This window comes from Fulvivirga maritima (assembly GCF_021389955.1).
Taxonomy (GTDB): domain Bacteria; phylum Bacteroidota; class Bacteroidia; order Cytophagales; family Cyclobacteriaceae; genus Fulvivirga; species Fulvivirga maritima.
In genome coordinates, this window is sequence record NZ_CP089980.1 from 4554476 (window position 1) to 4567408 (window position 12933).

Annotated in this window: 7 protein-coding genes and 2 pseudogenes; 7 read left to right on the plus strand and 2 right to left on the minus strand. The window is 36.6% G+C overall.

Annotated features, from left to right (window positions below; translation table 11 throughout):
* Both LVD15_RS26915 and LVD15_RS26920 read right to left on the minus strand, forming a co-directional pair.
* A pseudogene (locus LVD15_RS26915) lies at positions 1–438 on the minus strand (substrate-binding domain-containing protein); the annotation flags it as partial.
* 28 nt (positions 439–466) lie between these two features.
* The gene (locus LVD15_RS26920; protein ID WP_255763306.1) at positions 467–1069 is read right to left on the minus strand and encodes a LacI family DNA-binding transcriptional regulator; all 603 of its coding nucleotides are present in this window, start codon (positions 1067–1069) and stop codon (positions 467–469) included.
* 378 nt (positions 1070–1447) lie between these two features.
* Between LVD15_RS26920 and LVD15_RS19265 the strand changes: the two genes are divergently transcribed.
* The 7 genes and pseudogenes from LVD15_RS19265 to LVD15_RS19290 all read left to right on the plus strand — a co-directional run bounded on the left by LVD15_RS19265 (position 1448) and on the right by LVD15_RS19290 (position 12783).
* Positions 1448–2704 carry a carboxypeptidase-like regulatory domain-containing protein gene (locus LVD15_RS19265; RefSeq protein ID WP_233776839.1) on the plus strand — a complete coding sequence of 419 codons (1257 nt, stop codon included), beginning with the start codon at positions 1448–1450 and terminating at the stop codon, positions 2702–2704.
* Between the two features lie 94 nt (positions 2705–2798).
* Positions 2799–4838 carry a SusC/RagA family TonB-linked outer membrane protein gene (locus LVD15_RS19270; protein WP_233776840.1) on the plus strand — a complete coding sequence of 680 codons (2040 nt, stop codon included), beginning with the start codon at positions 2799–2801 and terminating at the stop codon, positions 4836–4838.
* Positions 4839–4856: 18 nt separating this feature from the next.
* A complete protein-coding gene (locus LVD15_RS19275; RefSeq protein WP_233776841.1) occupies positions 4857–6428 on the plus strand; it encodes a SusD/RagB family nutrient-binding outer membrane lipoprotein in 1572 nt (523 codons plus the stop codon).
* The gene (locus tag LVD15_RS19280) at positions 6418–7410 is read left to right on the plus strand and encodes a fasciclin domain-containing protein (protein WP_233776842.1); all 993 of its coding nucleotides are present in this window, start codon (positions 6418–6420) and stop codon (positions 7408–7410) included. The genes LVD15_RS19275 and LVD15_RS19280 overlap by 11 nt, the downstream gene beginning before the upstream one ends.
* A 247-nt stretch (positions 7411–7657) precedes the next feature.
* Positions 7658–7726, plus strand: a pseudogene (locus LVD15_RS27310) (fasciclin domain-containing protein); the annotation flags it as partial.
* A gap of 396 nt (positions 7727–8122) precedes the next feature.
* Positions 8123–11194: a SusC/RagA family TonB-linked outer membrane protein gene (locus tag LVD15_RS19285; protein WP_233776843.1), complete on the plus strand. Its 3072-nt coding sequence runs from the start codon at positions 8123–8125 to the stop codon at positions 11192–11194.
* An 11-nt stretch (positions 11195–11205) separates the two neighbouring features.
* On the plus strand, positions 11206–12783 hold the full coding sequence (locus LVD15_RS19290) for a RagB/SusD family nutrient uptake outer membrane protein (RefSeq protein WP_233776844.1): 1578 nt from the start codon (positions 11206–11208) through the stop codon (positions 12781–12783).
* Positions 12784–12933 lie beyond the last annotated feature (150 nt).

Consider the following 12933-nt stretch of genomic DNA (forward strand, 5'->3'; position numbering starts at 1 on the left):
TTAATGAATTTTAGATCTTACGTAAGAATCCAGATTTTGTCTGGTTATTATTTCTAAAGGAAAAAGCTCCTCATGTGGAGGCTCCTTTTTAAATAATAAAAGGTTGGCCAGGTAAGAAATCCCCACACTAGCCTGTCGGTTAGGGCTTTGGTTGATTAAAAAGTCGATTGTACCTTTTCTAAGATGTTCTATATTTTCATTAAGTAAATCATAACCCACTAATCGGATATTATGTTTTTGCAGTTCTTCCAAAAGAGAAGCCGCTTTATACGTTCCTTTAGAGGTAGTAATAAATATACCATGAATATCATCTTCCTTAAGTAGGTGCTTAATTTCTACTTTGAAAGCAGGATGTTCAGGATCGCTAAGTGCAAAACGAATAATTTCATAAGGATTATCCATTTCACTAAAATAATCTCGCAGACCGGCCTCCTTCGCTTTAAGGTGGACAGAGTTTTCTACGTCTTCATAAAAGGTGAAGTATAGCTATTTTGTTTTTATCGCTTTTGCCAAGGTCAAGCAGTTCTGCGGCTACTCGCCCGCTTTGATAAAGATCCTGACCTATAAAACACATAGAAGAAGAGTTGGCAATCTTAGTATTGAAGAGCACGTAGGGAATGCTTAGTTTTTTGAGTGCTTTAAATAATTCCTCAGATTCCCGAAAGAAAATAGGAGCTATTAATACGCCATCAGGTTCGAGCGTCATGACCTCCGCAACGGTTTTTGAAAATTCGTTACTATTATAAAGGTCAAAATGCTTCGGTATAATCTCTACACTATATTGAGACCATTCACCTACGGCTTGCTCTATACCAGAATAAGATAAGGCCCAGTATTCATCCTGTTCAGGATCTGGAGTCAGTGCTACCAGCCTCAGGGTTTTATTAGAACCCAGGGTTCGCGCCAGCAGATTGGGCTGATATCCGGTTTGATTGAGAATCTTCTCCACCTTTTTACGGGCTTCTTCAGATACTCTACCTCTGCGATGGATAACACGATCTACCGTTCCTACTGATACACCTGCCATCTTAGCAATGTCTTTTATCCTGATATTTTTTTGGTTCTTCATATGTAAGATTTTAAGCCAACCAAAATTAATCAATAATTCTTACCATAATATGATAAAAACTACATTCTTCCCTTGAAGAACTATAAACTTACTAAATATTTTGCGTAAATATGTTTTCGCTAACAAATATAATGTGTGCGGACACAAAATAAATAAATAATTTTGTTTTTATCATGGATGTAAGTAATTTACATGAAAATTAAAAAAGTTGTTTATGCTATCTATTCATTTAGATTTTATTTTAATGTGCGCAGTTGAATAGGATTCTTAAAAGAACAGATAGCAAGGTTGGTATTTCTGTACATAATAAGGTCTCATTAAAGTATGCTCTTTTATTTTGATAGGCAGTATTATTTTTTACTTAAACTATAATCTTATATGAAACAAAACTACAGCAAAAGACAGGATCATCTTGTTCATTCCAAGGGTAGTGTATGGAGATGTAGAGGGTCGAAGTGGATTTTTTTCCGATCTCTTGTTCTAGTGTTTTTTATTGGTATAAGCAGTGCTTATGCTCAAAAAACGGTGACGGGAACGGTAACAGAGGCGGAAACCGGAGAAGTACTTCCGGGAGTTACAGTAATGGTTAAAGGCACAGGATCAGGAACAATAACAGATGGAGACGGCGCCTTTTCTATATCAGCAAATTCGGAAGATATATTGGTTTTTTCTTTTGTGGGTTTTAGGCCTGTGGAAGTTACCTTAGGTAGCAGAACTAACCTTCAAGTATCTTTATCTGAAGATATAACAGAACTTACAGAGGTAGTGGTTACAGCCTTGGGGATAGAAAAAGAGGAGAAGAGTTTGGGATACTCAGTGGCAACGGTAGAGTCTAAAGACATCACCTCAGCAGGCAACATGAATGTGGGTACAGGTATGATTGGTAAAATGCCAGGTGTTAGAGTCAATGCTTCTAATGGTGGAGCTGCCAGTGCGGTTAATATTCAGGTACGCGGTACTAGTTCCATCAGCGGTAATACTCAACCACTATATGTTGTAGATGGTGTGCCCATGCGTAGAGACGCATTGATTAACATGCAGGCAGCAGGATCTAATGATGATTTCTGGAGTGAGCAAAGAGTAAGGGAAAACGGACTTATAGATATAAATCCTGAAGATATTGCCAGTATATCTGTGCTTAAAGGAGCAAGTGCTACTGCATTATATGGATCTGATGGTACTAATGGAGTGGTGGTTATCACTACTAAAAAGGGTACTTCAAGAAAAAAAGGCTTGGGTGTGGATCTGAAGTTACAATATGATGTAGAGCAATTGGCATTTCAGCCTGACTGGCAAAATTCTTATGGGCCAGGATATGATGGAGATAATAATAAAGCTATTACAGGTAATAGGTCAGGTTGGGTTACTGAAAGTGACGGATCTATTCACCCCTATTATGGATCTTATGGTCAGTTTGGCCCCAGGTTCGATGGCAGAGAAGTATCGTACTGGGATGGGACCACAAGAAAATACTCTGCTAATGAAGATAATTACAAAGATTTTTTCAATACGGGATATAATAAAAATGCTAACATAGCCATTTCAAACGCCGGAGATCAGGGTAGTTTCAGGGTTTCTTATGCAAGGCAAGATTACGAAGGAATCATGCCTGGCTTTGACATGAAAAAAGAATAACTTCAATTTCAATGGAACTTTAAAATTGAATGACAAGGTATCTGTGGATTTAATTTCCACCTATATCAATAGCAAGGTGCATAATAGACCTTACATGTTAAATCAGATATTTACATCTTATACCGGCTTTTTTAGCAGAATGGATGATATGGACGCTTATAAAACTCTATATCAAACAAGCGATGGCTATAAATATGTGACTTTAGGTGCAGGATATAGTGAGGATGATCAATTGGCTTACAGAATAAGAGCAACAAATCTTTTAGACTATTTCTGGAATCAAAATAGAAATAGTAAGGAAGAAATATCAAATCGTTATATGAACAATGCAACGATTAGGTATCAGATTAATGATAAGTTCTTTGTAAGAGGCCGAATTGGTAACGATTATACGGGAGCGGAGCATGAGACAAAAGAATATTCTGAGGTTCCATCTTCAGTAAGATATTCCGGTACTTACAGAATTCAAAAAGGCACTTATAACTTGGTTTATGGAGATATCTTGGGTACTTATAAAGAGAATTTAAGTAGTGATCTCGCAATGAACTTGTCATTAGGAGCTACTTATAGAGATGAACAATATAATGAGTCTACGATAGGTACTAATGGTGGGCTTATACTTGAAAACTATTTTAACTTGGTAAACTCACAAAGAGCATTAAATGGAGGTGACCAAGCTAAGACCTACGTGAAAAATCAGTACCAGTCGGCTGCTTTCGGTATGGCAGAATTCTCTTATAAGGATTATTTATTCGTGCAAGGTACAGGCAGGTACGAAGGAAGATCGACTTTACCTGAAAATGAAAATACTTACTTCTATCCTTCTGCTAATGCCAGCTTCGTATTTTCAGAAGCATTTACTATGCCCAATTTTATGGATTATGGTAAGTTAAGAGCATCTTGGGGTGTGGTGGCGAATAGTCCTGAACCCTATGCAGCGGCAGTAACTTATAACTTAGGGTCGTTAAACGGTAATAACTCTACTGCTTTGTTCCAATCTCCAGAATCTGGTACTTATGGTAATAATGACATAAAAGTAGAAAAGAAATATGCCTTAGAGTTTGGCTTAGAAACCAGCTTATTCCAAAATAAAATAGGTTTGGATGTTACTTACTATAATAATATAATAACAGACCAAATTTTGAATGTGGCTACGCCGTCTTCCTCTGGAGCCTCTGCTATGCTTGCAAACGTGGGTGATCTTACTAACCAGGGTGTGGAGATTGGCCTTAATGCTACACCTTTCCGTTCACAAGATTTTCGATGGGATATATTTGTGAACTATGCCTATAATAAAAATACTGTAAAGAAATTAATGGATGGCATAGACTATATCAATTTTGTGGATAAAGATGGTGGATCATTATACATCAGAGCTGAAGAAGGGGAAAGTATTGGAAATATATATGTATTGCCTTTCCTTAAAGATGCGGATGGAAATAAAATTGTAGATGCAAATGGTTTTTATAGCCTCGATGCATCAGCAGATTATGAGAAGATTGGTAATGTTATGCCCAAGGCAGTGGGTGGTATTAATAACACCTTAACTTACAAGAATTTTTCTTTAAATGTAGTAGCGGATTATAGATTTGGCGGTAAGATGGTATCTACTCCGTATTTATATATGAAAGGTGCGGGAATGTTTGAAAGCACCATGCAATATAGAGATGCAGCCAATGGCGGATTGGCATATGACATAGTAGATGGTGAAAAAGTACTTTCTCAAAATGGTCATTACCATGATGGGATAATTCTGGATGGTGTTACCTCTGAGGGAGCTCAAAATACACAGGTAATAGATGCAGGATCTTACTATATGAATTCATTCGCCTGGGGAGGATCAGGAGGTGGAGCCGAAGGGCAGTATAGAGAGGCGGTGATGGATAATAGCTTTGTGAAGCTACGTCAGGCAAGCTTAACATATAACTTACCTGTTAATATCAGCGATAAAGTAGGGTTAAGAGATGTTCAAATTAGCCTTGTAGGGAGAAACCTTTTCTACATATGGAAAAACACTCCAGATAACTGGGATCCTGAAGCGGCAATTGGTGATAGCTGGCAGGCTCAAGCAATGGATAACGCAGCAGCTGCACCTACAAGAAGTTATGGTATAGTGCTAAGGGCTAAATTCTAATCTTAAAACGGAAAATAAATGAAAAAAATATTAATAAATACATGTGTATTTGGGATGTTACTACTCATTGCCGTAGGATGTAGCGATAAGTTAGAAGATTACTATATAGATCCTAATGAAACTACCAATGCCGATATTAGTAAGCTCTTTACTAATATGTTATATAACGACTATATAAGGCCGACTTACTGGGATTATAGAACTTTTAAAATGGAAGCTTCTGCGAAGTTCTCATTGTATTATGGCTTTGGAGTTGCAAACAGAATGTATCAGCCAAGTGCTGGTTATATGGAAGACAGATGGGAAGGGTTCTATAGTAATGGAATAATGAATAGTTATCGTTCTATGGAGCAGAAATACATGAGCCTAAGTGATGAAGAACAAATTAATAATGAAGTTTTCATGCAACTAGGCAAAATCATTTTGTACGATCAGGCTTCGGAGTTAATTGATTATTGGGGAGACATACCTTTCTCAGAAGCAGGTTCCTTAAATTTGACCAATTCACTGGGAATGGCAAAATTTGATGATGCTGCAGAGTTGTATTCCACGTTTATTTCAAATTTAGATGAGATCAACAGCTATCTCTCTACTTTAGAAATGTCTTCAAGTACTAGTGGTCAGCTCAATGCACAGGATATTCTAAACGGTGGAGATATAATTAGTTGGAGAAGATATGCTAATTCACTAAGAGCCAGACTGTTGATGAGAATAAGTGACTATGATGCTGCTAAAGCACAAACTGAGCTTACTAAAATGTTCGCAGATGAAGCTACTTATCCAATAGTATCTTCAAACGAAGAAAACATTTTGTTAGAGGTGAACCCTGAGTCAAGTAATTTTTACTCAGACATTACGAATGCACTTCAGGAACTTAGTTTTGGCCCGTATGCAGGAGATTATATGCTTGAAGATGTGATGGTGGCAACTAATGACCCTAGAACGGATGTGTTTTGGGATGCAGGTTCTGGGGGCTTTGTAGGTGTACCGACGGAAGCTACAACTAACGAGCAACAGAACTTGGCAAATGATGGCGTTTTAGCTTCATTTGATACACTCACATTTTTATATAACTGGAATATACCTGGAGTAATTTTTACGTCTGCTGAAATGAATTTCATAAAAGCAGAAGCTTTTGAGAAATGGGGCGGTGGTAGTGCTGAAGAGGCATATACGGCTGGTATAGAAGAGTCTATTGATTTTTATTATTCATTGAATCAGAATGCTTCTGTGGGTACTTCATTTCCTTCGTTTGCAAGAGAGCCAATGGAAAAACCTGAGGAGAGTGTAGTCACTAGCTATCTAACAAACGCAGCCATCGCTTATACAGGGTCGACTGAGGAGAAGATGGAGAAAATAGCAACTCAGAAATGGCTGCATTATTTTATCCTTCAGTCAGGTCAGGCATGGTCAGAAATAAGAAGAACCGGATATCCTGAATTGAATCTCCCTGTAGATCCCACTACGGGGGAATTACCTCCTTCAAGATTATTATATCCTGCTACTGAGAGAAGTAATAATGGTGCAAATTACGCTGCCGTAGCTTCTAAAGATACCAGGGGCACTAAAATATTCTGGGATGTTGATTAACATCAGACCTAAGGATATGTATATAGATAATTTTAGAATATTTATTTTTAAAAAAAATATGAAAGAAGTCATTCATAAAATGTCAAAATTATTCAAACTCATGGCTTTTAGCTCTGCTATTTTGTTAGCTGCCTGTAGTAATGATGATGATAATAATAGTACCCTTCCAGATGGCAATATGCTATCTACACTTGAAAGAAATGGTTTTAGAATTTATGGCAAAGCGATTGTGGAATCAGGGGTGGATGCAGAATTATCTGATTCTGAGTTGTTCACAATATTTGCCCCGAAAGATGAGTTTTTTCAGGATCAGGGTGTAACGGTTAAAAATATTGGTGATGCCTATAATCTGAGAGAGGTGGTTTTGGCTCAAATTGTGAGTGGTGAATTTTATACACGTGATTTAACTACAAATGAAATGCAGAGTCTAGGAGATACTGCTTATACAGCTAATCCTGCTAATCTTACGGTTAACGGGGCTGTGATTGCCGATCCTTATAACTTAAGTGCAACAAATGGAGTGGTTCATTCTGTTTTGGATATATTCATAGATCCTACATTTAGGATTTATCCTAAACTTACAACTAAAAGTGAGTTAAGTACATTTCACTCTGTTATCAGTAAGTTTCAAGATATTGCAGATGCTCTTAATTCAGATGATCAATATACTTTAATAGCACCTACTAATACTGCCTTTGATGATTATTTAGAGGAACATGACTTGGATGATATTGAAAGTATATCTGAAACAGAATTGAAGAGAATTGTTCAATATCATATTATCGAGGATGTGATTTATGAAACTGGCGATCTAGATTCTGGACAACTTATTACAACTTCATTAAATGAAGATGTGCAAGTAAATATCGTAGAAGAAGAGGGTAATCAGATATTTTTCTTCAATTGGTCCGAAATAACAGATGCTAATATCTACGCTGTTAATGGTAGAATACATATTGTAGATGAACTTCTGATGCCTTAAATGCAAATTAGCGAACTAATGTTTCCTGCGGATTTATAATCAACGATAGAAATCTGTAATTAATCTTTATGAAAGAGGTCGGACAATTCGTTTTGTTCCGACCTTTTTATATAATTAAGAAAAATCAGATCCGCTAGTTTATTCTATTAGCCTAATATGGAGCTACTTTTGTTCAAAGTGTTTCTCCAATAACCAAAGACACTCATCTAACTGTAGGTTTAATTAGATCAAATTCTGAGCTAACACTCGCGAAATAATGACAACCAATGGAGTTGTCCATATTATAGATCAGGTACTGTTGCCTAACGATAGGTAGTATATTTTTCTTTAAGTAGGAGTATAAAAGGCCATCTCAAAATTTATGTTTGAGGTGGCTTTTTTATTGCCATTATCTTCACTTAACATGTAGGTTTTCTGATGCTTAGCGGCTTGATGTTGTGTGTTCTTTAAAGCAGAATATCAAGCTTGTTTTTTGTGTGTCCGCAAACATATTTACTGTGTGCGCACACAAAAACCCAAAATAATTTTGTTTTTGAAGATCCAGTGGCTAGTTTGGTGATCAACTTAGTGTTATGTAAATATTACTCATGTAAGTTCTTAATCAGTTTGGTCATGATTAGGAAAGAGGTAATACTAAGGCAGGTTGCTAATACTCTGGCAGGAGTGATGCCAACCTGAATGTTTTTCATTTTTTAAAATTTATTAACATGTTATGAAGCAAGTTTACAGCAATCCACCCAACTCGTATACTGTTTTGGGTTTAACAAAAACTGCTTTAAAGGAAACTTTTAAGGCAGAGAAATTGATCATGCAGTTTCTTTTAATGGCGCTTTTGGTTGTGTTTAATCAGGCACAAGCCCAAAGTCCAATAAGTGGAACTGTATTGGAAGAAACTACTGGTGAGCCTGTTCCTGGGGTTACTGTAGTAGTAAAGAATACATCTAGGGGAACAATTACAGATGGTGAAGGTCACTTTACCGTTGAGGCATCACCTGATGATATTTTAGTTTTTTCTTTTGTAGGTTTTAAAAGAAGAGAAATCAGTGTAGGAAATCAAACTAATTTTTCAGTTTCTCTTGAAGAAGATATTACTGAATTATCAGAAATAGTAGTAGTGGGATATGGAGAACAAAAGAAACAAAATTTAACAGGTGCAGTATCAGCCGTAGAATCTGAAACTTTAACAACCAGACCTGTAGGTCAGGTATCGGCTGCATTACAAGGAGTGGCACCTGGAGTTACTGTTACACAAAGTAGTGGACAGCCTGGTGCTGATCAAGGAAGTATCCGTATCAGAGGTATTGGTACATTTAATGACAATGCTCCTTTAGTTTTGGTTGATGGTGTTCAGTATAACATCAATGATATAGACCCTAATGATATTGAGTCAATGTCAGTACTTAAAGATGCGGCGGCAGCATCTATCTATGGAGTTAGAGCTGCAAATGGTGTAATCCTTATTAAAACTAAGAGGGGTGATAAAGGAGCTCCTAAAGTGTCTTACAACAATTATTTTGGATGGCAAAGACCTACTACTTTACCTGATTTTGTGGGAGCCCAGACCTATATGCAGCTAAGAAATTTAACAAGTACTAACACAGGTGGTGGCACCGTATTTTCACAAGCGCAAATTGATGCTTACAATAACCCTGATCGTAATACATTTGAGTACCCAGACGTAAATTGGTTTGATAAAGTGTTAAATGCAAGTGGTTTTCAGCAGAGCCATAGCTTAGGTATTGCGGGTGGTGCAGATAATATTAAGTACCGCTTTTCAACTAATTATTTTGATCAAAAAGGGCTTGTTGAAAAGACTGAATTTGAGCGTATTACAGTAAGATTAAATACTGATATTAAGCTTTCTGAGAGGTTAAATTTTAATGCAGATATTTCTGCTAAAATTTCTAATACAAAAGAACCTCAGGGAGGAACAAGTCAACAGTTCCAGACTGCTGATGCCACTAACCCATTGAATGGGATTAAAAATGAAGCCGGAGAATGGTTAAGAGCAAGAAATGAAGATAATCCTTTAAGATTACAAGAAGAGGGGGGGCTTTATGAGGATAAGGAAAACCTTTATATGGGTAACTTCCGTGCAGATTATGAGATAATTGATGGATTAACATTATCAGGGTTAGCCTCTGTCAACAATAGCTCTGAGTATTATAGTCAGCGTGATTTACTGTTTGAGTATGGAGATGTTGAACAGGGAGCCAATTCTGTTGCTAAAACTTCTGTTGATTTTTGGTTTACTAACATTCAAGGACTATTAAACTATCAAAAATCTTTTGGAGAACATTCTATAAAGGTGCTTGGAGGTATTTCAAGACTTACGAGGAGGTCTGATCAATTATATGCAGATAGACAAAATTTACCTGCACCTTATTTAGATCAATTAGATGCCGGAGAGCAAGAAAATCAACATATAAGTGGAAATGCTTATAAATATGCTTTGCAGTCTTATTTTGGAAGAATTAATTACTCTTTTAAAGATAGGTATCTATTAGAGGCCAATATAAGAAGAGATGGTTCTTCTCGTTTTCCTGATGGTCAAAAATGGGGGACATTTCCTTCGTTTTCTGCAGGTTGGATAATATCTAGAGAGGCGTTTATGGATGATGTGACAATTTTTGATGAGTTAAAATTAAGAGGGTCATGGGGTAAATTAGGAAATGATAATACTTTAGATGGTAATGGAAGTGCAGATTATTATCCATACCAATCAACACTTGAAGTTTCAAGTTATCCTTTTAATGGATCAATGGTTCAAACTTTACAATTAAGTTCTTATCCAAATAATTCTTTAACGTGGGAGACTACAAAAATGACCGATTTCGGACTTGATCTTGTTCTTTTGTCAGGTAAGATAGATGCTACTTTTGATTATTATATTAAGGAAACTAATGATATTCTAATGCCATACTTGCAACCAAGTTCTGTTGGTCTGTCATACCCTTTTCAAAATGTGGGATCTATGAAAAACAGAGGTTGGGAGCTAGCAGTTAATTATCATGGTACAGTAGGAGAAGATTTTTCTTTCACTATTGGAGGTAATATTGCTGATGTAAAGAATGAAGTAACTGATCTTAATGGAACAGATCAATTAGAGGATAGTAATGGTATTTTTACCGCCTTAAAAGTAGGTGATCCTATTAATGCATATTATGGATATGAAGTGGATGGAATGTTCCAAACAGAGGAACAGGTGAACAATTATGCGAGTGTGGCTGGTGCAGCCCCCGGAGATTTGATTTATAGAGATGTAGATGGTAATGATGAAATCAATGCCGATGATAGAGTTTATCTAGGTAGTAATATTCCAAGGTATACTTACGGTATTAACTTAGGCGCTGAGTATAAAAACTTTTCTTTGTCTGCATTTTTTCAAGGTGTAGGTGATGTTGATGTGCATACTTTAAATATTTTGCAAGCACCTATAGGTCCGGATGGAAACTTCAGAAGTCTTCATGAAGACAGTTGGACTCCAGAAAATACTAATGCAGCTTATCCACGATTAGGAGCTAATGAGCAAAATAATCAAGCTTCTTCTTATTGGGTAAAGAGCGGGGCATATCTTAGACTTAAAAATGTACGATTGAATTACAGGCTTCCTTCTGAGTGGTTAGAAAGTGTAAACATTTCAAATTGCAGTTTATTTGTTAGTGGTCAAAATTTATTAACCTTTTCTGGTTTGGAAGACGGAATAGATCCAGAAACGCCATCCACTAGTAGATACTATCCACAAGTTAAAATTTATACGTTTGGAGTAAATGTTAACTTTTAATTGACAGAAATATGAGAAATAGATATATAATATTAATTTTTTTGGGTGTAGCTGTGTTTTTCAGCTCCTGCGATACAGACGATTTTCTAGATCAGCAACCAATGGATGAGGTGTCGGGCGAGGCATATTGGCAAACAATTGATCAAGCTCAGTCAGCTTTAGATAATGGATATAGATATCTAAGAGATGATTATTATAGAATGGTGATATCTGCCACAACTGATGATAGTTATTCTTGGAGTGATTGGCCTACTGATGCTAAGTTTGTAGGTACTGGGACTGCTACTACTACTGCTGGTTATTTTTCCCATTATTGGTCCACGAATTTTCGAATTGTTAGTTCATCAAATTTTTTATTAGATAATATTGATAATATTGAAGGAGATGAAGCTAGTCTAAATGAAATTCGAGGACAAGCACTGACTCTTAGAGCCTATGCTTATCAACAATTAATTGCTCTTTTTGGTGATGTGCCTAGAGTAGAGCATGTGCCTTCTCCTGAGGAGCTTTATCCTACTCTTACTAGTAGAGAGGAAATAGCTAATTGGATAGTTGATGATTTAACGCAAGCTGCGGAGTATCTTCCCGTTTCTTATGAAGGTGAATCAGGTAGAGTAACTAGAGGTGTGGCACTTGCTATTAAAGCTCGTGTTTTGCTATATGAAGGAGATTGGCAAAGAGCAGCTGAGGCTGCGCAAGAAGTTATGGATCTAGGGGCTTACTCAATAGATGATGATTATTTATCTTTATTTGATGGAACAAACAAAGGAAGTACTGAGATTATTTTTGCAGCTCAATATTCAACTAATAGTAAAAATGCGATTGCTACTTGGGTAGGAGGTCCTGCCGTAGGAGGATGGAGTCAAATAGTACCGCTCCAGAGTCTAATTGATGCATATGAAATGACGGATGGGCAGACTATTGATGAATCCCCCTTGTACGACTCTTCTAATCCTTTTGACAATAGAGATCCCAGGTTATCACTTACGGTTATTCTTCCTGGAGGGGTAGTTAATGGTAGTGTTGTTGATGTAACGGATACCACCAGTGGTAATATAAATGTGATAGGTGCAAATAATGCATCTCCTACTGGATATTATTATAGAAAGTATGTGGCAGACGATATATCTGGAGATTGGGATCAGAGATCTTATAATGATGAAATATTGATTAGATATGCTGAAGTATTACTTACTTATGCTGAAGCTAAAATTGAAGCAGGTCAGATTGATGGTACAGTATTGGACGCAATTAATCAGGTGAGACAAAGACAAGGTGTTGAAATGCCAGCAGTAACTACTACATCAGCTGCAGAATTAAGGGAAATTGTAAGAAGAGAACGCAGAGTGGAATTCGCTTTAGAAGAGCATAGGCTATTCGATATTCGCAGATGGAGAATTGCAGAAGATGTGATGCCAGGAAATGTGTATGGGATTCTTAATGATTTTGATGAGAGGAGAGGTGATTATGGTCAGCATATTTTGATTGAAGAACGTTATTTCGATCCTTCTAAAGATTATTTATGGCCTATTCCTCAGCAGGAAATGGACTTAAATGAGAATTTACAACCAACAGGTGGTTGGTATTAAAAGAGGCTATAATTAGTATAGTATAGGTTAATTTTTTTTTTCAACTTTTGAAAAGCCGTGTTCACGTAGGAACACGGCTTTTTTTATGAATTATATTTTAGCTCTTCCATTTTTTGATGGGGAGGTGTTTTATAGATCAAAATGTAGGTG